The 21,864-nt window shown below is 53.3% G+C and carries 20 protein-coding genes; 8 read left to right on the top strand and 12 right to left on the bottom strand.

Features of this window, described 5'->3' with window-relative positions; translation table 11 throughout:
• Positions 1-9: 9 nt before the first annotated feature.
• Positions 10-1,242, bottom strand: a complete 1,233-nt coding sequence (locus ACYJL1_RS10495) for an aromatic ring-hydroxylating oxygenase subunit alpha (RefSeq protein ID WP_460895361.1) — start codon at positions 1,240-1,242, stop codon at positions 10-12.
• 151 nt (positions 1,243-1,393) lie between these two features.
• Here ACYJL1_RS10495 and ACYJL1_RS10490 point away from each other — a divergent pair, with 151 nt between their 5' ends.
• Positions 1,394-2,305: a LysR substrate-binding domain-containing protein gene (locus ACYJL1_RS10490; protein ID WP_460895360.1), complete on the top strand. Its 912-nt coding sequence runs from the start codon at positions 1,394-1,396 to the stop codon at positions 2,303-2,305.
• Here the strand turns inward: ACYJL1_RS10490 and ACYJL1_RS10485 are convergent.
• A complete protein-coding gene (locus tag ACYJL1_RS10485; RefSeq protein WP_460895359.1) occupies positions 2,292-2,783 on the bottom strand; it encodes a thioesterase family protein in 492 nt (163 codons plus the stop codon). The two genes, ACYJL1_RS10490 and ACYJL1_RS10485, sit on opposite strands and share 14 nt — an antisense overlap.
• Before the next feature lie 79 nt (positions 2,784-2,862).
• Positions 2,863-3,843, bottom strand: coding sequence for a GlxA family transcriptional regulator (locus ACYJL1_RS10480; RefSeq protein WP_460895358.1), 981 nt, complete (start codon positions 3,841-3,843; stop codon positions 2,863-2,865).
• A gap of 78 nt (positions 3,844-3,921) precedes the next feature.
• On the opposite strand from ACYJL1_RS10480, the gene ACYJL1_RS10475 reads away from it, so the two are divergent.
• Genes ACYJL1_RS10475 through ACYJL1_RS10445 form a run of 7 tightly spaced genes read left to right on the top strand, consistent with a single transcriptional unit; the run spans position 3,922 to position 11,060 of the window.
• Positions 3,922-4,827, top strand: a complete 906-nt coding sequence (locus ACYJL1_RS10475; RefSeq protein WP_460895357.1) for a beta-keto acid cleavage family enzyme — start codon at positions 3,922-3,924, stop codon at positions 4,825-4,827.
• Positions 4,828-4,833: 6 nt separating this feature from the next.
• Positions 4,834-5,898 carry a carnitine 3-dehydrogenase gene (locus ACYJL1_RS10470; protein ID WP_460895356.1) on the top strand — a complete coding sequence of 355 codons (1,065 nt, stop codon included), beginning with the start codon at positions 4,834-4,836 and terminating at the stop codon, positions 5,896-5,898.
• A gap of 4 nt (positions 5,899-5,902) precedes the next feature.
• Positions 5,903-7,066: an acyl-CoA dehydrogenase family protein gene (locus ACYJL1_RS10465; protein ID WP_460898006.1), complete on the top strand. Its 1,164-nt coding sequence runs from the start codon at positions 5,903-5,905 to the stop codon at positions 7,064-7,066.
• The gene (locus ACYJL1_RS10460) at positions 7,063-9,138 is read left to right on the top strand and encodes an acetate--CoA ligase family protein (protein WP_460895355.1); all 2,076 of its coding nucleotides are present in this window, start codon (positions 7,063-7,065) and stop codon (positions 9,136-9,138) included. The genes ACYJL1_RS10465 and ACYJL1_RS10460 overlap by 4 nt, the downstream gene beginning before the upstream one ends.
• Positions 9,135-9,917: a carnitinyl-CoA dehydratase gene (locus ACYJL1_RS10455; RefSeq protein ID WP_460895354.1), complete on the top strand. Its 783-nt coding sequence runs from the start codon at positions 9,135-9,137 to the stop codon at positions 9,915-9,917. The genes ACYJL1_RS10460 and ACYJL1_RS10455 overlap by 4 nt, the downstream gene beginning before the upstream one ends.
• On the top strand, positions 9,914-10,864 hold the full coding sequence (locus tag ACYJL1_RS10450) for an alpha/beta hydrolase (protein WP_460895353.1): 951 nt from the start codon (positions 9,914-9,916) through the stop codon (positions 10,862-10,864). The genes ACYJL1_RS10455 and ACYJL1_RS10450 overlap by 4 nt, the downstream gene beginning before the upstream one ends.
• 49 nt (positions 10,865-10,913) lie before the next feature.
• Positions 10,914-11,060 (top strand): hypothetical protein, encoded by a 147-nt coding sequence (locus ACYJL1_RS10445; RefSeq protein WP_460895352.1) that lies wholly within the window; start codon positions 10,914-10,916, stop codon positions 11,058-11,060.
• 79 nt (positions 11,061-11,139) lie between these two features.
• On the opposite strand, the gene ACYJL1_RS10440 is transcribed toward ACYJL1_RS10445, so the two are convergent.
• From ACYJL1_RS10440 to ACYJL1_RS10400, 9 genes are all read right to left on the bottom strand, one after another.
• Positions 11,140-12,801: an ABC transporter ATP-binding protein gene (locus tag ACYJL1_RS10440; protein WP_460895351.1), complete on the bottom strand. Its 1,662-nt coding sequence runs from the start codon at positions 12,799-12,801 to the stop codon at positions 11,140-11,142.
• Positions 12,801-13,625 carry an ABC transporter permease gene (locus tag ACYJL1_RS10435; RefSeq protein WP_460895350.1) on the bottom strand — a complete coding sequence of 275 codons (825 nt, stop codon included), beginning with the start codon at positions 13,623-13,625 and terminating at the stop codon, positions 12,801-12,803. The genes ACYJL1_RS10440 and ACYJL1_RS10435 overlap by 1 nt, the downstream gene beginning before the upstream one ends.
• Positions 13,626-13,635: 10 nt before the next feature.
• A complete protein-coding gene (locus tag ACYJL1_RS10430; RefSeq protein WP_460895349.1) occupies positions 13,636-14,595 on the bottom strand; it encodes an ABC transporter permease in 960 nt (319 codons plus the stop codon).
• Between the two features lie 13 nt (positions 14,596-14,608).
• Positions 14,609-16,198 carry an ABC transporter substrate-binding protein gene (locus ACYJL1_RS10425; protein ID WP_460895348.1) on the bottom strand — a complete coding sequence of 530 codons (1,590 nt, stop codon included), beginning with the start codon at positions 16,196-16,198 and terminating at the stop codon, positions 14,609-14,611.
• A 121-nt stretch (positions 16,199-16,319) separates the two neighbouring features.
• Entirely contained in the window at positions 16,320-18,323 is a 2,004-nt protein-coding gene (locus tag ACYJL1_RS10420; protein ID WP_460895347.1) for a CocE/NonD family hydrolase, read from the bottom strand.
• 194 nt (positions 18,324-18,517) lie between these two features.
• Positions 18,518-19,369 (bottom strand): ABC transporter permease, encoded by an 852-nt coding sequence (locus ACYJL1_RS10415; protein ID WP_460895346.1) that lies wholly within the window; start codon positions 19,367-19,369, stop codon positions 18,518-18,520.
• Positions 19,369-20,082 (bottom strand): ABC transporter permease, encoded by a 714-nt coding sequence (locus ACYJL1_RS10410; protein WP_460898005.1) that lies wholly within the window; start codon positions 20,080-20,082, stop codon positions 19,369-19,371. Before ACYJL1_RS10410 ends, ACYJL1_RS10415 begins: the two co-directional genes overlap by 1 nt.
• A 118-nt stretch (positions 20,083-20,200) precedes the next feature.
• On the bottom strand, positions 20,201-20,983 hold the full coding sequence (locus ACYJL1_RS10405) for a transporter substrate-binding domain-containing protein (RefSeq protein WP_460895345.1): 783 nt from the start codon (positions 20,981-20,983) through the stop codon (positions 20,201-20,203).
• A gap of 52 nt (positions 20,984-21,035) precedes the next feature.
• Entirely contained in the window at positions 21,036-21,854 is an 819-nt protein-coding gene (locus ACYJL1_RS10400; protein WP_460895344.1) for an ABC transporter ATP-binding protein, read from the bottom strand.
• Positions 21,855-21,864: the final 10 nt, after the last annotated feature.

The raw sequence follows: 21,864 nt of genomic DNA, 5'->3' as shown, positions 1-21,864 counted from the left end.
GCTGCTGTTTCAGGCCCGTGCGATTTCATCAAGGTACCATTGGATGTACCGCAACTCGTTATATTCCATTGGTGCGATTGGTCCCGGCACAAAGTAATGCGAACGAACGCCCCGAGCGGTATGCTCGATAATTGTCTTGTCTTCGGCAGTGGTCACCTTCCACAACCAGGTAAGCTTTTCGAGATCGTAATCCTTGCCCTCTTCGGCATCGCCGCGTACCAGCCAGATCAGTTCCATTTCGCATGTATCGACTGTTTTCGGAATGAAACGGTAGATCATGCCGTGGTCCGGGTAGCAGACCAGAAAGCTCGTGCCGCCCAGGTGGATGGATGTTACCCCACCATCAAATTGCGTGAAGCGACCCATTAGTGGGGCAACAGGCGATCCGTCCTCGCTGCCGCTCGAAACGCCATCATAAAGTGCATAGCGGAAGGTATGGATCGCCTCATATCCCTGCGCTGAACTCTGCCAGTGGTCTCCGGTAGCGATGTCGATTCCCAACGCGCAGGTTCGCTGCTCCATGCGCGCATTGAGTTCCACGATCTTTTCTGCTGGCTGTTCCAGCGCATGGGTCTGCGAATATTCCGGATGGGCCGGACCACAGTGGTAACACTCGACATAATTCTCGACGGCGAGCTTCCAGTTGGCGTCAACTGGATAGGTTTCCCGATGTGCCACTTTCGCATCCGCCCAGCCATATTGCCCGCAAGTCGTGCGCAGTGACTGCTCTATGATGGAAAAGTCCAGAGGTTCGTCGGCAAAGCAAATGAAAATCAAACCCTCGCAGACACGCACATGCAATTTCTTCAATCCATGAGCGTTGCGGTCGAAATCCCTGGGCATGAGTCTGGCCGCTCGCAGGCTGCCATCATTGGCATAAGTCCAGGCATGATAGGGGCACACGAAAAAGCGCGCATTGCCTTTTGGCTTTGTGCAAACCTCCGCCCCTCTATGACGACAGACATTGAGAAACGCGTGGATTGAGCCGTCTTCAGTACGCGAAACAATGACCGTCTCCGTATCAATTTTGAATAGCTCAAAATCGCCGGCATTCGGGATGATGCTTGCGTGCCCGATGCAGTGCCAATGACGCCGGAAAACACGCTCTATATCCCGCACATAAATATCCGGGTCCATGTAGAAAGCGCGAACCAGGCCGTGACCGGCCTTATGTTCCGCAATGAGTAGATCAACCTTCTCCAGAGACGGCGCGATTTCTGCAAATGCCTGTTCTGCACCCATTTTATTCTCCGAAAGCATTGTTCCCGGACGCTTGTTTTCTCAAAGTGCGCGTCGCAATTTAGAATGATTCCGCATTGCGCAGCATTCAAGCGATGGTTACTCATAAAGACATGAATTATTTTCACCTGTCCGGATTCGAGGGTTTTCTGCCATGATGTCCAAACCACGGATACCGCCTCTCGGTTCGCTTCGAGCCTTCGAAGCATCAGCACGGCTTTTGAGTTTTCGCCTTGCGGGAGATGAACTCGGTGTGACGCAATCAGCGATCAGCCACCGTATTGCTGAACTGGAAACAATACTGGGCGTAAAGCTGTTTGAACGATTGCCACGCGGCGTTTCACTCACAGATGCCGGAACGTTGTATTATCCCTATATGCGTGACGCGTTCGAAAAGATCGCACGAGGTACGGCTCTGATAAACCGTATCGGCACGACGGACGATCTTGCTATCGAGACCTATGCAACCTTTGCCATCCGCTGGCTCATTCCGCGCTTGACTGACTTTCGCAAGATCAACCCAAATCTGGCGATCCGTATTGGCACAAGCCAGCTGGACTGGGAGTTGAACATTGATAACTCTGACATTGGCATTATCCACACCACCCGTCCGGAGCGCATGAACTTGCATTACCAGCAACTGGTAAAAGCGCAGATGCGCCCAGTATGCAGCCCGGCAGTTGCCGAACGCATTGCCGGATATGATACCGACGCCAAGGCGTTAGGAAAGGTGCCGCGTCTGGCGCTTTATACTGCTCCGGAGGATTGGGATACGTGGCTTGATGCTGCCGGCATTGCCGACATGACGAGAACTGTTACTTTGAAATTCGATACTTATCTTGCAGCCGTCCAATCGGCGCTTGATGGTCAGGGGGTCGCTGTTGCCCCCGACTTTCTGGTCGAAGACGATATCAAGGCTGGCAGACTCGTCGCGCCCTTTTCGCTAAAGGTACCACAACCCGGTGCCTGGTATATGATCTGCCGCAAAGAGCGCGTTGGCGAGACACGGATAAAACAGTTTGAGAACTGGCTGGTTAATCAATTTGCAGGCGCTATTTCTTCTTAATGCCGATTGCCCGACCAACACGTTCAGGCATTGGCAATTTTGAGTGGGCTTCTTTGTAAAACGCAAGCTTCGGCATGACATCGTCGGGGAATGGCACGACCCTTGGGCCGTTCATATCAACATGCAATGACAGGACTTCCGCGGTCGCCGCTACCCATCCATCAACATGAACAATCTCATTATAGGTATGAAGCCGCTTGCCATCGAAATCGATAAGTTGGCTTGTAACCGTGACGAGATGGTCGAGATGAATTTCCTGAACGTAGCAAATATGCACCTCCGCCGTGTATATCGTAAGCTTGCGCTCTGCGGCATATTTCGGCCCAAAGCCCAGTTCGGCCAGAAACTCATCGCCACCACGGTCGAATACGACATTATAATAAGCCATGTTCAAATGGCCATTATAGTCGATCCACTCCTTCTCCATAGAGATCGGTGCTGACCGGTATAATTCTCCGGCTTGATGATTGGTTGGCATCGAGTGCTCCTCATTCTGGAAATTGATTTTGTGGGTTGAAGCATGGATGAGCAATTCATCGCTTTGTCAAAAGCGACTTCTAATGGATAGGCCGGAATGCGCTGGGTGGCTTGCCTTCGAAACTGCGGAATGTACGTGTGAACGCTGCTGCTGAAGAAAACCCTGTTCGTGCGGCAATGTCGGCAAGTGGTGACTTCGTATCGGTGACCAGTCTGCGCGCGATCTTTAAACGCAGCCGGAGATAGTACCGCCCCGGCCCTTCTCCCACAGCTTTAGCGAATATCTTCTCAAGACTGCGAGCGCTGAGTGCGCACCGTTTTGCGATGGCTCCAATCGTTAGCGGCTGCTCAATATGACTTTCCATCAAGCGGATAGCGACAGCGAGCTTTGGATGCACATTGTCCAGCCTGCCGAGAGAAACCAAAGGCTGCGCGTCATTCGAGGCATGCGCTTCGTCATAGATGAATACACTCGCCACATCGAGCGCAACCGACATGCCATAGCGCGACCGGATCAGGTGCAGCATGAGATCGAAAGTGGGAGAAGCCCCGCCACTTGTAAACACAGGGCCGTCAATGACATAGCGGTCCGGCCTGATGTCTGCGTCAGGAAACTCGGCGGTGAATTCCTCCATATCCTCCCAATGCGTTGTCGCCCTGCGACCGGACAATAGTCCGGCTCGCCCGAGCAGCCAGGAGCCAGCTTCGATACCGCCGATCATCTGATAATTATGCAAGGCCCGCCGCAAATTGGCGGTGAATGTCGTGCGGGCAATGTCGGCAGTGCCAAAGCCCCCGACAACCAGCAACATATCGCCCTTTTCTGATGCTTTGAATGGACCTGAAACGGCGATTGGCAGGCCACAGGTGGTCATTGTTGGCTGGCCATCAAGGGAAACGATTTGCCATTTGAACAATGATACTCCCGAAACACGGTTTGCCGCTCGCATCGGATCAATGGTGGACGCTACACACATAAGAGAAGCGCCACTGAAGACCAGAACGGTCACGTTCAATGACTCAGCACTTGGCAGAAAGAGATTGCATACTTCGTTATTCATCAATTTCAATTCGTATATCGCAAAGCATCCATTGGCAATGGAGTCATGATCAAGTCAATCAAGAATGGGAGCAGACAAATGGGACTTACCCCTAACCGCGATGTATTTATTACTTGTGCCGTTACCGGCGCCGGCGATACGACAGGCCGTTCCGACAAGGTGCCGGTTACCCCGCGTCAGATTGCTGATGAATGTATTGCCGCGGCCAATGCAGGTGCCGCGATTGCACATATCCACGTACGCGACCCGAAGACCGGCAAAGGTTCGCGCGATATCACCCTCTACACGGAAGTCGTCGAACATATCAAAGCATCGGGCGTCGATATGGTGCTGAACCTGACTGCCGGAATGGGCGGCGATCTGACGCTTGGGAGCGTCGAGCAACCTATGCCGCCTTCTGCCGATGGAACGGATATGGCCGGCGCCACCGAACGTCTGGAACATGTGGCCACGCTTCGCCCGGAAATCTGCACGCTTGATTGCGGCACAATGAATTTTGGCGAAGGCGACTATGTGATGACCAATACGCCTGCCATGCTGAAAGCAATGGCGGCGCAAATTCAGGCCTTGGGTGTGCGCCCGGAAGTTGAAATCTTCGACACCGGCCATCTCCTGCTCGCCAAATGGCTTTATGATCAGGGTCTGCTCGACGATCCTGTCATGGTTCAGCTGTGTATGGGTATTCCGTGGGGCGCGCCGGACGATATCGGCACATTCATGGCGCTCGTCAACAATCTGCCCTCCAACTGGACCTTCTCGGCTTTTTCTATTGGTCGCAATCAAATGCCTTATACGGCAATGGCGATGCTTGCAGGTGGAAATATCCGCGTTGGCCTCGAAGATAATATCTGGCTCGACAAGGGCGTCTTGGCGACAAACGGCCCATTGGTAGAACGCGCTGTAAAAATTGCTGAAGGCATGGGAGCCCGCATTCTCGGCCCTCAGGAAGTTCGTGAACGCATGAAGCTGACAAAGGGCTGGTAAACGAACATGGCAAGCATACGCAAAGCAGCCGCTGTCGGTGGTGGCGTAATCGGTGCAGGCTGGGTCGCCCGCCTGCTTCTCAATGGGATTGATGTCTCAATATTCGATCCTGACCCGGAAGCGGAACGCAAAGTCAGCGAGGTGATGAAGAATTCGCGGCGCGCTTACAAAACCATGCTGCCGGATGGACTACCCAAGGAAGGCAAACTGACTTTCGCCAAGTCGATTCAAGAAGCCGTAGCCGGTGCAAACTTCATTCAGGAAAGCGTCCCTGAACGGCTTGACCTGAAACACAAGGTGCTGGCCGAGATCGACAAATATGCCGATGTTGATGTTGTCATTGGATCTTCGACATCCGGCATTCTCCCATCCGACATGCAAACATCGATGAAACATCCAGAACGTCTGGTTGTTGGCCACCCTTACAATCCGGTCTACCTTTTACCACTGGTAGAGATTGTCGGCGGCAAACTCACCTCACCGGAGGTGATCGAGAAAGCGCGTGCGCTTTATGCCTCTATCGGCATGAAACCGGTGGTCATCCGCAAGGAGATTGAAGCTTTCGTCGGTGACCGTCTGCTTGAGGCCGTCTGGCGCGAAGCTCTATGGCTGATTAAGGATGACATCACGACCGTTGAAGAACTTGACGACATTATGCGTTACTCTTTCGGCATTCGCTGGGCGCAAATGGGCATGTTTCAGGTCTATCGCGTCGCTGGCGGTGAAGCTGGCATGCGTTATTTCATGGCCCAGTTTGGCCCCTGCCTGTCATGGCCTTGGACCAAGCTGATGGATGTGCCGGAACTGACAGAAGAACTGGTTGACAAGATTGCCAATCAATCCGACGAACAGGCTCACGGCCTTTCCATTCGCGAGCTTGAACGCATACGCGACGACAATCTCGTAGCGATCATGGATGCTCTTTCCAAGCAGAACAAAGGCAAGGGTTGGGGCGCTGGCGCGCTATACAAGGACTATACAAAGCGCCTTTCCAAGCTGGCGCAAAAACCCGCTCTCTCCACAGCAGCAGCCAAGGCCGTGACAAGCAAGCCTAAAAAGAAGAAGGGCTAGAATGATGGATTTTGGTCTTTCGGAAGAGCAACGGCTTATTGTTGAGACGACGCGGGCTTTCGTCGAGAATGAGCTTTATCCGCATGAGATGGAAGTCGAGCGGACCGGCGTCTTGCGGAAAGAACTCGCGCAAGAGCTGAAGCAAAAAGCCATTGAAGCCGGACTCTATGCAGCCAATATGCCGGAATCGGTAGGCGGTGCCGGTCTCGATACAGTTACTTGGTTGCTCTATGAAAAAGAGCTTGGCCGCGCCAATTATGCGCTTCACTGGACCTGTGTCGGACGCCCGTCCAATATATTGCTCGCGGGAACCGACGCGCAGAAGGAAAAATACCTTTATCCCTGTATTCGCGGCGAGAAGTCTGACTGTCTGGCAATGACTGAACCCGGCGCTGGTTCCGATCTGCGTGGCATGAAAGCATCTGCTGTACAGAATAATGGCGATTGGGTGGTGAATGGCACCAAGCATTTCATAAGCCACGCAATGGAAGCTGATTTCGTCATTCTCTTTGTGGCATCGGGCGAGGAAGATACGCCGCGCGGCAAGAAAAAGAAGATCACGGCATTTTTTGTCGACAAAGGTCATCCCGGCATGACCATCCGCGAAGGCTACCGCAATGTTTCACATCGCGGCTATAGCAACGCGATTATCGAATTCGATGATTGCCGCCTGCCGCAAGAAGCCATCCTTGGCGAAGTACACAAAGGCTTTGAAGTCGCCAACACCTGGCTCGGCGCCACCCGTTTGCAAGTGGCGGCCACCTGCTTGGGCCGAGCGGAACGCGCGCTTGGTCACGCAATTGAATATGCTGCCCAACGCCAGCAGTTCGGCCAGCAAATCGGGAAGTTTCAAGGCGTATCATTCAAATTGGCTGATATGGCGACCGAATTGAAAGCGGCAGATCTGCTCACTTTTGAAGCCGGCTGGAAATTCGACCAAGGCACAGTGACAGATCAGGATATGGCTATGGCCAAGCTCAAAGCCACTGAAATGCTGGCCTTTGTTGCAGATGAAGCAATTCAGATTCATGGCGGAATGGGCCTGATGGATGATCTGCCGCTGGAGCGAATTTGGCGGGATGCCCGTGTCGAGCGCATCTGGGAAGGCACGTCCGAGATTCAGCGGCATATCATATCGCGTGCGCTACTTCGTCCCCACGGTGCATGATGACGCATAAATTGGATCGTTTGCTTCGACCCAAAACCATTGCTGTCTTCGGCGGGCTTCAAGCTGCTGAAGTCATCAAGCAATCGCAAAAGATGGGTTTTTCCGGTGAGATATGGCCGGTGCATCCCAAACATGACGAAATATGCGGACTCAAGGTTTATCGCTCCGTCGCTGACCTGCCGACCGGGCCAGACGCGGCATTCATCGGAGTGAATCGCTTTCTCACTCTCGATATTGTCCGTGAGCTACGCAATGTCGGCACGGGTGTCGCCGTTTGCTATGCGTCAGGCTTTCTTGAAGCGGGCGCTGATGATGCTGACGGCGCAAGGTTGCAGGACGAGTTGGTTGAAGCAGCTGGCGAAATGCCGATCATCGGGCCGAATTGCTACGGACTCATCAATTATTGTGATGGCGCTCTGCTTTGGCCCGATCAGCACGGCGGCAGGCGGCTGGAACCAGATGAGCGAGGCGTTGCGATCATCACGCAATCGTCCAATATAGCCATCAATATGACAATGCAGACCCGCGGGCTGCCGATCGCTCATGTCATGACGGCGGGCAACCAGGCTCAGACTGGCCTGCCCGATATGGCGATGGCCTTGCTTGAGGATGAGCGTGTCACAGCGCTTGGCCTGCATATCGAAGCGTTTCAATCAGCACTCAAATTTGAATTGCTAGCAAAGCGCGCGCGTGAACTCGGCAAGCCGATTGTTGCAATGAAGGTTGGCCGTTCAGAGCAGGCACGCGCAGCAACTGTTTCCCATACCGCCTCTCTGGCTGGCTCGGATGCTGCTTCCGATGCTTTTCTGAAGAGATTGGGCATTGCCCGCGTCAATTCGATTGCCTCGTTCCTTGAAACGCTCAAACTGTTGCACGTACATGGGCCACTTGAGGGCAACACACTCTGCTCCATGAGTTGTTCCGGCGGTGAGGCTTCTGTCATGGCGGATAGTGCCGAAGGGCGTGCGGTTCACTTCCCTCCTCTCACATCAGAGCATCGCGCCAAGGTCAAGGCGACGCTCGGACCTCTCGTCGCTGTTGCCAATCCACTCGATTACCACACCTTTATCTGGAACAATGAACCAGCATTGACCGATACATTTACAGCGATGGTCTCCGGCGGATTTTCGTTGAGCTGCCTTGTCCTTGACTTTCCGCGCAAGGACCGGTGCTCGGACATCGATTGGTGGTCGACAGTTCGCGGCTTTGAGAATGCATTGAGGACCAACAAAGCCAAAGGTGCCATCGTGGCCTCACTCTCTGAAAACATTCCGGAAGAATATATGGCGCGGCTCATGGCTAAAGGCATTGCGCCACTTTGCGGAATCGTCGAAGCCTTCGACGCCGCTGAGGCTGCCGCATTCATAGGAAAATCTTGGAAAACATTACCAGCGGAATCGGTGGCGATCCCAAGTGAGAATACAGGTCCGGCAGCTAAACCTGATGAAGCTGAAGCAAAAGCCATTCTGAAAGCCGCGGGTCTGCCGGTTCCTGACGGCCAGCCTTGTGCGACATCTGCTGAAGCCGTAAACGCCGCCAATAAACTGGCCTATCCGGTCGCCCTCAAGGCGCTCGGCATAGCGCATAAATCGGAGCATAACGCGGTTCGACTTAACTTGCAGGATGCCAATACGGTCAAAGGGGCTGCCGATGAATTGATGGGCCTTGGTTCCGGTCTTTATGTTGAGCGGATGGTGAGTGGGGCTGTCGCAGAACTCATCGTCGGTATCATAAACGACCCGCAATTTGGCCCTGTCATGACATTGGGTACAGGCGGCGTCTTGGTCGAATTGCTGCAAGACACGGTAACGCTGCTTCTGCCGTCAAGCCGCAACGATATAGAAACGGCTCTGCGTTCGCTGCGCATGTTCCCGTTGCTTGATGGTTATCGCGGCAAACCGAAGGCTGATCTGGATGCGGCTTTGGACGCCATTATGGGGATCGCTACATTTGCGGTAAAAAATTCGGGGAAAATCATTGAACTCGATATTAATCCGCTGCTGATCTGTGGCGTGGCACAAGGTGCCTGGATCGCCGATGCGCTACTGGTTACAAAGGGAGAACTTTCATGAATGATGTTGTCAGAACGCGGCGCGAGGGAGGCATTCTCGAAGTTACGCTTGATCGGCCAAAGGCCAATGCCATTGACCTGACAACCAGCAGGCTGCTGGGCGAAACATTTAAAAAATTCCGCGATGATCCGGAACTGCGCGTGGCAATCGTTCAAACCGAGGGCGATAAGTTCTTTTGCGCTGGCTGGGATTTAAAAGCAGCTGCAAGCGGTGATGCTGTGGACGGTGATTACGGTGTTGGCGGCTTCGGCGGGCTACAAGAACTACTGGACCTCAACAAACCAGTCATCGCAGCTGTCAATGGCATGGCCGTCGGTGGTGGCTTTGAACTCGCACTTTCATGCGATCTGATTTATGCGTCAGACCATTCGAGTTTTGCGCTGCCGGAAATACGCGCTGGTACGCTGGCTGACGCAGCGACAGTCAAGTTGCCCAAGCGCATTCCCTATCACGTTGCGATGGACCTGCTTCTGACGGGGCGCTGGATGGATGTTGCCGAAGCGCATCGTTGGGGACTGGTCAATGAAGTGCTGCCAAAAGAAGATCTTATGGCGCGCGTTTGGGAAACTGCCCGTATGCTTGAAAGCGGGCCTCCATTGGTTTTCGCTGCGATCAAGGAAGTCGCCAGAGAAGCGGAAAGCATGGGCTTTCAGGAAGCCATGAACTGGATCACAAAGCGGAAATTCCGTACAGTGGATACGCTTTATGCTTCAGAAGACGGACAGGAAGGGTTCAAGGCATTCGCCGAAAAACGCGATCCCGTTTGGAAGGGAAAATGACCACTGACTACTCCGTCCTGATCGACGAGCAGACCTGGGCTTTCATTGAGCGGACCAATAGTTTTTATCCGCCAGATTCTACGGATCATTCCGTTGCCCGGCAACGCGAAGTCTATAATATGATGTGCCGGGCATTCTTTACCGGATATCCAGAAGGTGTTTCCTCGGCAGACGAACTTATCAGTGCTGCAGATCAGCGGATACCAATCCGGATCTACGACAAGTCTGGTAGCGATCCGGAAGCTGTATGCCTCTATTTCCATGGCGGCGGTTTTGTTGTGGGCGGCCTTGAGAGCCATGACGATGTCTGTGCCGAGCTTTGCGATGCAACCGGCTTTCGCATTGTGTCGGTTGATTATCGTTTAGCGCCGGAACATTTGCATCCAGCGTCATTCCTTGACTGCCTTGCGGCCTTTGAACACGTCGCATCCACCTGTGAATTGCCAGTCATTTTGTGTGGCGACAGCGCGGGCGGCAATCTCGCTGCTGCAGTTGCTCACCATGTGCGCCGTCACGAACGTGCTCCTGTTGGTCAGGTCCTCATTTATCCCGGGCTTGGTGGTGAAACAGATCAGGGTTCGTATCTGACCCATGCTCACGCACCAATGCTAACAACGCGCGATACACTCTACTATACTCAAATTCGTGGTGGTGGCTTGGACTGGTCTGCCGATCCGCGCTTTGCACCCTTGAATGATCCGGATTTCACCGGATTGCCCAATACTGTCGTCATTTCGGCAGAGTGCGATCCTCTGTCTGATGATGGCCGCAATTATTGTGATAAAATCAACACCGCCGGAGGAAAGGCAATATGGAACAATGAACCCGGTCTTGTTCATGGTTACCTTCGCGCGCGCCACAGCGTTGATCGTGCGCGAGCGAGCTTCCGGCGGATTACTACTGCCGTCCATCTGCTCGGTCAGGGCCGCTGGCCGGGCCAGCTTTAAAATTAGAGCAAGTTTTGTCTATATAGAGTCATTCTGCCGGAGGGAATTCGTGGACAAGATCAAGGGATTTAGCGAGGTCGATGTTTATCCATCGGACGAAGCTGAAGCCCGATGGAATTGGCGCGAATGCACCCGGCCCTTCGGGTTTCCGGCTGACGGCCACCCACTTTGTCAGGCAGCTTCGTCCGATGGATAAACATCGACCTCGCCACCTTCCGCGTGGATTGTCTCGCCATCCGAGAAACAGAACTGGCTCTATATAAGCAAAATTTGCTCTAGTTCCCAGCGCTGGCCATTCGCCGGGTTTTCATAGCGGTTTCCAGCCAACCCAATTCCATTTCGGGAACCGACGACAGCAGCAAATCCGTATAATCATCAAAAGGTGGCTTTAACACCACGGATTTTGGCCCATAGCGCACCACTTGGCCGCGATACATAACCGCAATGGAGTCTGAGATGGATTTAACCGTTGCTAGATCATGTGTAATGAAGAGATAGGCGACATTTTCGTCCTTCTGCAAATCCAGCAGCAATTTCAAAATGCCGTCGGCAACCAAGGGATCAAGTGCGCTGGTTACCTCATCGCAGATAATGAGTTTGGGTTTCGCCGCCAATGCGCGTGCAATACAAACGCGCTGCTTCTGTCCACCGGATAGCTCCGCCGGATAGCGATCAGCAAAACCTTTGCCCATCTCGATTTTGTCAAGCAATTCAGCTACGCGCTTGTCTCGCTCCTTGCCACGCATACCGAAATAGAATTCTAGCGGTCGGCCTATAATGGTTCCGACAGTTTGGCGCGGATTCATTGCCGTATCAGCCATTTGATAGATCATCTGCAATTCACGCAGATCATCGCGTGTGCGGTTGGCAAGCCGGGGCGGTAATGTTCTGCCCTCAAAAACTATGCTCCCTTCCATCGGCGGTAGAAGCCCTGTGATGACACGAGCGAGTGTTGATTTGCCCGAGCCGGATTCACCGACCACGGCCAAGGTCTGGCCAAGGTGTATATCAACCGAAACTTTGTTGAGCACCTTGACCAATCCGCCACCATAAGCCGCAGTAACACTCTCTACGGAAAGGATGGGCTTGTCGGTGGGGTTCTTTTCTTCGTGCGGAATGTGATGCACGGACACGAGCTCATTTGTATATTGTTGGCGCGGCGCTTTGATTATCTGGTGTGTATCTCCGTATTCCACCTGTTTGCCGTGGCGCAAGACGATGATGTCATCAGCCACCTGTGCAACAACAGCAAGATCGTGCGTAATATAGAGCGCGGCGACATTCGTATCGCGGATTGCATCCTTGATGGAAGCCAGCACATCAATCTGAGTTGTCACATCGAGCGCGGTTGTCGGCTCATCGAAGACGATCAGATCCGGTTCCGAGGATAAAGCCATGGCAGTCATGGCGCGTTGTAGCTGACCGCCTGACACTTGATGTGGAAAGCGCTGGCCGAATGTTTCAGGATTAGGAAGTCCCAGCTTTGTAAAAAGCCCGACAGCACGCTTTTCAGCCTCGGCCTTGGTGCATATTTTGTGAAGAAGTGCAGCTTCAACCACCTGATCCATCAACTTGCGCGCTGGATTGAAAGCGGCGGCCGCTGATTGAGCGACGTAGCAGACTTCGCGGCCACGTATTTGCCGCAAGACCTTGGCGCCACCTTTCAGAATGTCTCGCCCGTTCAATAGGACTTCACCACCGGTAATGCGAACACCGCCACGGCCATAACCCATGCTGGAAAGCCCGATTGTCGATTTGCCAGCACCGGATTCGCCAATAAGTCCAAGAACTTTTCCGCGCTCAACTTTTACCGAAACATCATCGACAATAACAATGTTCTTTGGTGGTTCTCCGGGCGGATAACTCGTTGCTTCAATACGGAGGTTGCGAATATCGAGAAGAAGGCCGGTTTTGTCTTTCAATGGAGCTTCAGCCATTATCCGCGCCCTCCCTTCAGGCTGGTCGTCCGGTTCAGTATCCAGTCGGCAACGAGGTTGACCGAGATGGCGAGTACGGCAATAGCCGCAGCCGGAATAAGTGCTGCCGGAATACCGAAAACAATACCTTCCTTATTCTCTTTCACCATTCCACCCCAGTCGGCAGCTGGCGGCTGCACACCCAGACCGAGGAAGGAGAGTGCCGAAAGGAAGAGGACTGCGAATATGAACCTCAAGCCAAGCTCTGCAATCAAAGGTGTCAAAGCGTTCGGTAATATCTCCCGGAAAATAATCCAGATACGACCCTCGCCTCGAAGTTTCGCAGCCTCGACAAAATCCATGACGTTGATATCAACGGCCACTGCCCGGGCAAGCCGGTAGACGCGCGTTGCATCCAACAGCCCCATGACGAGGATAAGCGTCACGACATTTGTCGGCAAAACCGAAAGCACGACAAGAGCGAAAATCAAGGTTGGGATAGCCATGATCAAATCGACAAGTCGTGACATAAGCTGATCAAACCAGCCTCCCATAACCGCAGCAGCAAAGCCAAGCACCGATCCCAGAATGAACGAGAGCGCCGTTGCCATCGCTGCGATAAAAATGGTGATGCGTGCGCCGTAGATCATGCGGGACAATAAATCCCGCCCAAGATTGTCAGTGCCGAGCAGATATTTTGCCGACATCGGTTCCCACACATCGCCGACGGTCTCACCCACAGGATATGGAGCGACCCATGGCGCAAAGATCGCAGCAAATACAAATACGGCAGTGACCAGAAGCCCGATCCATGCGCTGATTGGAATATTCTTTACATTCAACATTGTGCGGGCCTCACTTCGGATGTCTGAGGCGGGGATTGGAAACAATCGCCACGATGTCAGCAATAATATTCAAGCTGACATAGACAGCCGCGAAAATAAGCCCACATGCCTGCACAACCGGCACATCGCGCTTGGCGACATGATCCACCAGATACTGCCCCATTCCGGGATAGACAAAAATGACCTCGACCACCACGACGCCGACGACCAAGAACGCCAGATTGAGCATGACGACATTGACGATTGGCGCAATGGCGTTGGGAAACGCATGCCGTGTAATGATCTGAGAAGGCGAAAGCCCTTTAAGCTCCGCCGTTTCAATATAGGCAGATTGCATAACATTCAAAATGGCCGCACGTGTCATCCGCATCATATGTGCCAGCACAACCAAGGTCAGCACTGTCACCGGCAGAGCGATGGCGCTGAGCCGTTCACCCAGCGGCATACCTTCATAAACGGTTGAAACACTCGGAAACCATTGTAGACGAACGGCAACGAAGTAAATCAACAGGTAGCCGGTAAAAAACTCCGGCAAGGACGTTGAGGCCAGACCGAGGCCTGAGATGAGTTTGTCCACGAAACCGTTGCGATAGCGGACCGCCAGCAATCCGAGGCCGATGGCCAAGGGGATGGAAACAATTGCCGCCCAGAATGCGAGAAACAAGGTGTTCCACAGCCGTCCCTTTAGAGAGCTTGCAATGTCTTGCCCGCTAGATAGGGCTGTTCCCAAATCACCGGTCAATATGCCGCCAAGCCAATTCAGATAGCGGATATAGGCCGGATCATTCAAGCCCATGTCACGTCGCAGGTTTTCAAGTGCTTGCGGCGTGGCAGATTGGCCGAGGATGGATTGCGCAACATCTCCAGGCAGAATCTGCGTACCTGCAAAAATCAGCACGGAAACTGCAAGAAGCAGAAGGATGCCCATCGCGACGCGCTGGGCCACCAGTTTCAGGACAGGCATACTCATCTCACGCGGCCGATCAGGCGTTCAGCCAGCAACGCGATAACGCGTAACCGCCACTCATCTCCTGATTGCCATCCGGTACCCAACCGCCCACCTTCGCGCTTGTCGCATCGATGAAGTCGTTGAACATTGGAACGATCACTCCGCCCTCATCGCGCACGATGACTGACATGTCGCGGTAGATTGCCTTGCGCTTGGCTTCGTCCAATTCGCCGCGCGCCGTAATCAGCATCTTGTCGAATTTCTCGTTGAAGAAGCGGGTATCATTCCAATCGGCAGTCGAAAGATAGGCCGTCGAATACATCTGATCCTGTGTTGGACGTCCGCCCCAATAGGATTCAGAGAATGGCTGCTTGTTCCAGACTTCCGACCAATAACCATCACCTGGCTCGCGCTTGACCTCAATGGTGATGCCGGCTTTTGCAGCGCTCTGCTGATAAAGCTGAGCCGCATCGACAGCGCCCGGAAACGCAACATCGGATGTGCGAAGCAATATAGGCCCGTCATGACCCGACTTCTTGAAGTGGAAGGCGGCCTTGTCTGGATCGTATGCTCGCTGCTCGATGTCATCTGAGAACAAAGGATACGCCTTGTTGATCGGGAAGTCGTTTCCGACCGAGCCATAACCACGCAGAATTTTCTGCACCATGTCCTCGCGGTTCATGGCGTATTTAAGCGCCAGTCGCAGGTCGTTATTATCGAATGGCGCAGTATTGCAGTGAGCGATAAAGACGTAATGTCCTTTACCGGCCACGTTCTGAATGGTGACACCCGGCACACGCTTGACCAGATCAACAATTTTAGGCTCGACCCGGTTGATCATATGCACCTGACCCGATTGCAGCGCTGAGGTGCGGGCAGTCGCATCATTGATCACGATGATTTCGATTTGCTCGGCATGACCGCGTTTGTCGCCGTTCCAATAATTTTCGAACTTGGAACCGATGTGACGAACGCCTGGCTCGTCGGTTACAACCTTATACGGTCCTGTACCGATGCCGGCTGTCGGCTTGTCTTTGCCGCCATTCGGCTGAATCATAAGATGGTAATCGTCCATCAGGAACGGCAGATCGGCATTGGCCTCTTTGAGTGTAAAAACAACAGTATCGCCATCTTTCTTTACATTCGAGATACCACCCATAACGCCAAGCGCGCCGGATTTGGAATTTGCATCTGAGTGCCGCTCCATCGTCGCGACAACATCGTCTGGCGTCATATCCTTGCCGTCGTGGAACTGCACGCCCTTGCGGATCTTGAATGTCCAGACCTTGGCATCGTCGGATGCCCCCCACTCTTCAGCGAGCTTGGGTTGCAAGGTTCCATCCGGCTGTATTTCAACAAGCTGTTCGCCCCATTGGCGTCCAAACTTATAGGGAACCTGACTCTGCCAGGTTGCCGGATCAAGACTATCCGTCGATGCGCCGCCCTGCATACCAGCTTTAAGCGTACCGCCTTTGACAGGGCCCTCAGCCAAAGCTGCGCTGGTCAGAAGTGAATTGGCAAAAACTGTCGTGACGCCGAGAGCAGCAGCGCGGCCAAGAAAATCACGGCGCGAAAGCTTTCCAAGTGCAACCCTGCGGCTGAGATAGTTGAGTTCATTAGACATTGAATTCCCCTTCTTGTTGTCCAAGACGCTTTGCGTCGTTTGATTTTCTCTAATTATGCGACCCGATAATGATAAATTTCAACCCTTTAGATGTCTCTTGTGACGAAAGTCACCAGCATTATCATATGAACCTTCGATCAATTGTTTCTGCAAAATCCCGCTCGAACACGACATTGTCGTTCTCATAGGCCTCAATGCGGCCTGTCAGATAAAATTTGTTTTTGTCCGAATGCATGCTCGTGAAAGTCTCGGTCCTGACGCGCCAGTTGTCACGTCCCGAAACCTCTGTCCAATGAGTCTCACCGCGGGCGGACAGCGGATCGTCGGCCTGAATCTCCCAGCGCTCACGCGCTATACCGCCGTGGATCAGCCCGTGCTCTTTGTCCCGCGCTTCGCCGAAATCATCTTCAATCAACAATACGATCTTGCCAGTGACCTGATCATGGACAATCGAGCGGCTGTTGGTGCTGTCGCGTAACGTTTCCAGTTGCCATGGCAATGCCGCTTCCGGCTCGGCAAACGTCCATTCGTCACCAGTAGCTATTGCCCGCGATGGAACAAGGATTTTTCCAGACTGAATGATCAGATTGACATGCTCGGGTGAAGGCCAAACCATCGGCCAATACGACGAGGATACAGCAACCCGTAATGTGTGCCCCTCCGGTATACGATAGGCGATGTCATCCAGCTTGAAGCTGACTTCATAGCTCGTGCCTGGCTCCAATGCTTCCGGTTCAGCGTGACTATTGCGATGACAAAGATTGAAAACACCGTAAGTGATGCGCGTTGAGGCGCCGTCCGGATGCACATCGCATAGACGCACGGCAACCATGGCAACAGGCTTGTCGCTCATCAGTTTCAATGTGATTTCTGGCGCGCCGACAATATCTATCGACCGATCAAGTTGCATGTCATAGCAAACAGAAAGCGCATCATCACGGCGTTGATCGCCAGGCATTTCCGGTCCGAGCCAGATCGCACAATATTCGCCGCCCATCATCCCGCAATCCTGAGGTGATGAGACAAGGTGCGAAAATACATCTGACGGCTGTGCTGACAGGCTCTTGTCGCCGTGAAGATAGAATTGCTCGGTTCCAATGGCGGGCGACGGCCATTCTTCTTCCGCAATCCAGCGGCCGGGTCGCTCCGTGTACCAGCTTTTAGGTCGCACAGAATCCATCAGGTAACCGCGATAGGCCGGATCATTCTCCACGCCTGTATCGATGTCCTTGAGCCATCGATCCCACCAGCGCAGAGCCTCCTGGAGGAAGCCGATACGCGGGCCCGGCACGGCAAAATGCGGATATTTATGCACCCAAGGCCCCACGATACCTTTTACCGGCGCAGTAATTCCCGTCATCAATCTGGAGACAGCATTTTTATAGGCGTCGCCCCAACCACCGATCGCAAGAGTTGCGGCCTTGATCCTCGAAAAATCCTCGCAAACGGAACCACGCTGCCAATAGGCGTCACGTGTCTGATGGTTCAGCCAGACCGCTGGCAAAAATGGCTCATTGTGCAAGCGATCGAGCCACATATCCCGCCATTTTTCACCAATCAGTGCTGGATCAGGCGCTCGGGACGAATAGGCCAGCATGGTTGCTCCCCAGCCCAGATTTTCGTTCAGCAGCAGACCGCCCTTGTAGTGAATGTCGTCAGCATAACGGTCATCCGTTGAACAAAGCGTAATAATCGCTTTGAGCGCGTCCGGTTGCATCGCGGCCACCTGAAGCGAGTTAAAACCGCCCCAGGAAATACCCATCATACCGACCCTGCCCGTGGACCAAGGTTGAGCAGAAATCCATTTGATTACCTCGCAAGCGTCCTGCAATTCCTGCTCGGAATATTCGTCTTCCATCAAGCCTTCGGAATCGCCATTTCCGCGCATGTCAACACGCAAGCAGGCATAGCCGTGCCCGGCAAAATATGGATGGGTCAGATTATCACGTGCCGTCGTGCCGTCGCGTTTGCGATAGGGCAGAAACTCAAGAATGGCTGGAACGGGATTTTCTTTTGCATCGTCAGGTAGCCAGACCCGCGCTGAAAGGCGGCAGCCGTCGGGCATGACGATACCCATATCGGCTTGCTCTGTGATCTTATGCGGAAAAGTTTCGACTATTCGCATTACCACCTTTCGCCCTCACACAGATACGAAAACGGGGGTGTGCACCGGGCAGACAGCCCGTGAACAATACAATCCCATTTTCTCGTCTTTGCGAGGCGTTCCCTTATGCTCACACTATGCGCATTTGCCCATGATAACACACTAAACACTTGCGACATAAGTCCCGCCATTTGCGCCAAACATCAGTATATCCATCAGCCGAGGCGAGAAGGAACCAGCCGTTCCAACCGCCTGAACAGGAAGACAATTATTCCAGTTATAACCAGATAGCCCGCCGCCAACAGCAGCAGCGGCTCATAGGTAATAAAGGTGTCCTGCCGGACTCGCGACGCCACTGAATAAAGATCAACCACGGTAATTGTCGCTACGAGTGGCGTGGATTTGAGCTGCAACACCGCCTCACCCGCAAGCGTTGGCAAAGCACGGTGAATAGCTTGTGGAAGCCAGATGCGCCTCAATATCGTGAAGCGCCGCATCCCGAACGCCCGCGCTGCTTCCAATTGGCCCTTGGGCACACCGGCGAAAGCGCCCCGCATGACTTCGCCCTCGTACCCCGCATAAGATAGAGTAAGGGCAAGAACCGCGTAGGGCCATGCCTGCCGCAAATAAGGCCAAAGCTCCGATCCGCGTAGCCATGGATATTGCGGGAAAAGCGAACCCAATCCGTAATAGAGGAGCCAAAGCTGTAAGAGTAGCGGCGTTCCGCGAATAATGGTGCAAAACCAGCGTGCAGGAACAGCAAGAATAGCAGGGCCAGCGGCCTGTGCCAGCCCCAATGGAACCGCTAGCAGAAATCCTAGAGCCACTGTGACGCATAATATCCAGATCGTGCGCCACAGTCCTTGCAAAATGAGGCCGCCGTAATTGGGCAGCCAATCCCAGCGCAAAAAGAATATTGCTGATGCCACCAGGACCAGACCGATCAATATCAGAACAATCCGGTGCGGCTGTCTCCATTCATTCCGCCGCTCAGAATCCGCATCGTTATGGATGGGAAATGTCTCAAGCGGCACTTCAATTTCCGTTTTTGCTGTCAGGTTAGACATTATCGCGCCTCCCTGACAGACGGCATACCGCGTCGCGCCCATTTCTCAATTCTCCCCACGATCACGTTGGAGAAGAGCGTAACGAGCAGATAGAGTACCCCGGCAGCCATAAAGAACAGGAAGTAGGCTTTGGTCGTTCCTGCCGCCTGCCGGGTTTCCAGCGTCAATTCGCTGAAACCGACAACGGCGAGCAGTGCTGTATCTTTGGTCGCTATCAACCAAAGATTGGCAAGTCCAGGCAAAGCGTAGGGCAGCATCGAAGGAAGCGTTATGCGGCGCATCATTAAGGTCGGAGACATGCCGTAAGCACGTGCTGCTTCTATCTCCCCATAAGGGATCGCCTTGATGGCGCCGCGCAAAACCTCGGTCGCATAAGCTCCCTGCACAAAACCGAGCACGACTATACCTGCCACCAATCCGCTAATATCAACGCGTTGATAGCCAGCCATTTCCAGAATGCGATTAATGAGATCAGTGCCCGCATAATAGAGCAACAGGATCAGCACGAGCTCCGGAACCGCCCGGACGATGGTTGTATAAATCCCTGCCAGATCGCGCACCAAGGGCGATCCGTAAAGCTTCCCATACGCACCAAACGTGCCGATTATCAGCCCCATACCAAATGCACCCAGCGCAATTTGCAATGAGTGCATAAGCCCACGAAGCAAGTTACCGCCCCAACCCGGCGGGCTCGGCGAAAGCAATGCCAGCATTTGCCATAGTGCTTCAGGAATGATCGATACGTCGGCCAAGCCGTCCTCGATTCAGCGCTGTCAGCGCAATTCTATAAGAAAATCCGGGCGGCTTAACCCGCCCGGCCAAAAATCGGCATCAGCCGCCATACATATCGAAGTTGAAATACTTCTTTGAGATTTCGTCATATTTGCCGTTGGCACGAATGCCTTTAATCGCGGCATTCAATTTATCCTTCAGTTCCGTTTCGCCTTTGCGCAGACCGACACCGACACCAGGTCCCAACACATCAAGATCGTCGGCAACCTTGCCTTTGATCTCGCAGCAAGCTTTACCTGCATCGGTTTCAGCAAAGGTCTCCAGCGCCAATGCATCTGCTTGCGTTGCGTCAATGCGACCAGCTGCCAAGTCCTGATTGGCCTCATCCTGTGTTTGATATTCCTTGATCTCGGCCGCCGTGTCGGCGAAATGTTTCTTCACATAGACCTGATGGACGGTCGAAACCTGCACACCGATAATCTTGTCTTTAAGCCCTTCCGGCGTTGGCTCCATCTCTACGTCTTTGGAGCCTAGAATAACTGTCGGTGTGTTGTAGTATTTATCCGAGAAATCAATTGTCTTTTCGCGTTCTGCCGTGATCGACATCGAAGCGGTGATGACATCAATCTTCTTCGTCGTCAGCGCCGGAATGATGCCATCCCACGAGACCGGAGTGATAACACAATCCAATTTCGCTTCTTCACAAAGCGCCATGGCAATGTCGACTTCCCAGCCCTGCCACTTGCCCGACGCATCCGGTGAGGCGAATGGTGGATATGGTTCCGCTGCAATGCCAACCTTGATTGTTTCGGCATTTGCCACTCCCAATCCGGCCAGGATAACAAACGCTGCAACTGTTGATTTCAGTAGTGTCTTCATCATTATCTCCACTCTTGCTGTTCCCCGGGATTATTCCCCGCATTATTAATTTTATTTATGAAACTGTCCGTATAAACTGTTTTAAACGCTCGGATTTTGGCGACCCAAACAATTCTTCCGGTGAACCTTCTTCCTCAACAATGCCATTGTGCAGGTACATGACATGGCTAGCCACTTCGCGCGCAAACTTCATCTCATGCGTAACGAGCAGCATCGTGCGGCCTTCCTTTGCCAGATCGGCGATAACTTTCAAAACTTCGCCAACCAGTTCAGGATCAAGCGCCGAAGTTGGCTCGTCGAACAACATAACGCGTGGCTGGATAGCCAGCGCACGAGCGATAGCGCCACGCTGTTGTTGACCGCCGGAAAGATAGGCAGGATAGACATCACGCTTGGCGGACAGTCCGACACGTTCAAGAAGTTGTTCGCCAATGGCGATTGCCTCATCGCGCTTCATGCCAAGAACATGCACGGGGACTTCGATGACATTCTGTAACAGGGTCATATGCTGCCAAAGATTGAAGTTCTGAAAAACCATACCAAGACGGCTACGAATGCGCTCGATCTGGCGACGATTGGCAGGAACCTGTCCGCCCGCCCCGTCACTGACCATTTCAATGTCTTCGCCATTGATTCGAATAACGCCGCTCGTCGGATTTTCGAGGAAATTGATGCAGCGCAGAAAGGTAGATTTGCCAGAACCGCTGCCACCTATCAGTGCAACGACATCACCATCTCGGGCCGTCATGGAGACGCCTTTGAGAACCTCCAGCGAACCGAAGCGTTTATGCAAATTCCACACATGGATGGCTTCAGCTTGCTCGGCTGACTGCGGTTGGAGCGGGTCCGTTGAAACCGCGTCGCTCACCGTCATACGGGAGTTC

It is taken from the genome of Phyllobacterium sp. K27, from assembly GCF_054796155.1.
This window is presented reverse-complemented; position numbering and strand designations above follow the sequence as displayed.

What these genes read in the sequence shown, in the direction of transcription:
- ACYJL1_RS10490 (WP_460895360.1), top strand. Translation starts at nt 1,394, where the DNA reads ATGATGTCCAAACCACGGATACCGCCTCTCGGTTCGCTTCGAGCCTTC.
- ACYJL1_RS10400 (WP_460895344.1), bottom strand. Translation starts at nt 21,854, where the DNA reads ATGACGGTGAGCGACGCGGTTTCAACGGACCCGCTCCAACCGCAGTCA.
- ACYJL1_RS10420 (WP_460895347.1), bottom strand. Translation starts at nt 18,323, where the DNA reads ATGCGAATAGTCGAAACTTTTCCGCATAAGATCACAGAGCAAGCCGAT.
- ACYJL1_RS10470 (WP_460895356.1), top strand. Translation starts at nt 4,834, where the DNA reads ATGGCAAGCATACGCAAAGCAGCCGCTGTCGGTGGTGGCGTAATCGGT.
- ACYJL1_RS10405 (WP_460895345.1), bottom strand. Translation starts at nt 20,983, where the DNA reads ATGATGAAGACACTACTGAAATCAACAGTTGCAGCGTTTGTTATCCTG.
- ACYJL1_RS10435 (WP_460895350.1), bottom strand. Translation starts at nt 13,625, where the DNA reads ATGTTGAATGTAAAGAATATTCCAATCAGCGCATGGATCGGGCTTCTG.
- ACYJL1_RS10465 (WP_460898006.1), top strand. Translation starts at nt 5,903, where the DNA reads ATGGATTTTGGTCTTTCGGAAGAGCAACGGCTTATTGTTGAGACGACG.
- ACYJL1_RS10455 (WP_460895354.1), top strand. Translation starts at nt 9,135, where the DNA reads ATGAATGATGTTGTCAGAACGCGGCGCGAGGGAGGCATTCTCGAAGTT.
- ACYJL1_RS10475 (WP_460895357.1), top strand. Translation starts at nt 3,922, where the DNA reads ATGGGACTTACCCCTAACCGCGATGTATTTATTACTTGTGCCGTTACC.
- ACYJL1_RS10480 (WP_460895358.1), bottom strand. Translation starts at nt 3,843, where the DNA reads ATGAATAACGAAGTATGCAATCTCTTTCTGCCAAGTGCTGAGTCATTG.
- ACYJL1_RS10440 (WP_460895351.1), bottom strand. Translation starts at nt 12,801, where the DNA reads ATGGCTGAAGCTCCATTGAAAGACAAAACCGGCCTTCTTCTCGATATT.
- ACYJL1_RS10460 (WP_460895355.1), top strand. Translation starts at nt 7,063, where the DNA reads ATGATGACGCATAAATTGGATCGTTTGCTTCGACCCAAAACCATTGCT.
- ACYJL1_RS10450 (WP_460895353.1), top strand. Translation starts at nt 9,914, where the DNA reads ATGACCACTGACTACTCCGTCCTGATCGACGAGCAGACCTGGGCTTTC.
- ACYJL1_RS10415 (WP_460895346.1), bottom strand. Translation starts at nt 19,369, where the DNA reads ATGTCTAACCTGACAGCAAAAACGGAAATTGAAGTGCCGCTTGAGACA.
- ACYJL1_RS10495 (WP_460895361.1), bottom strand. Translation starts at nt 1,242, where the DNA reads ATGGGTGCAGAACAGGCATTTGCAGAAATCGCGCCGTCTCTGGAGAAG.
- ACYJL1_RS10425 (WP_460895348.1), bottom strand. Translation starts at nt 16,198, where the DNA reads ATGTCTAATGAACTCAACTATCTCAGCCGCAGGGTTGCACTTGGAAAG.
- ACYJL1_RS10430 (WP_460895349.1), bottom strand. Translation starts at nt 14,595, where the DNA reads ATGAGTATGCCTGTCCTGAAACTGGTGGCCCAGCGCGTCGCGATGGGC.
- ACYJL1_RS10410 (WP_460898005.1), bottom strand. Translation starts at nt 20,082, where the DNA reads ATGCTGGCATTGCTTTCGCCGAGCCCGCCGGGTTGGGGCGGTAACTTG.
- ACYJL1_RS10485 (WP_460895359.1), bottom strand. Translation starts at nt 2,783, where the DNA reads ATGCCAACCAATCATCAAGCCGGAGAATTATACCGGTCAGCACCGATC.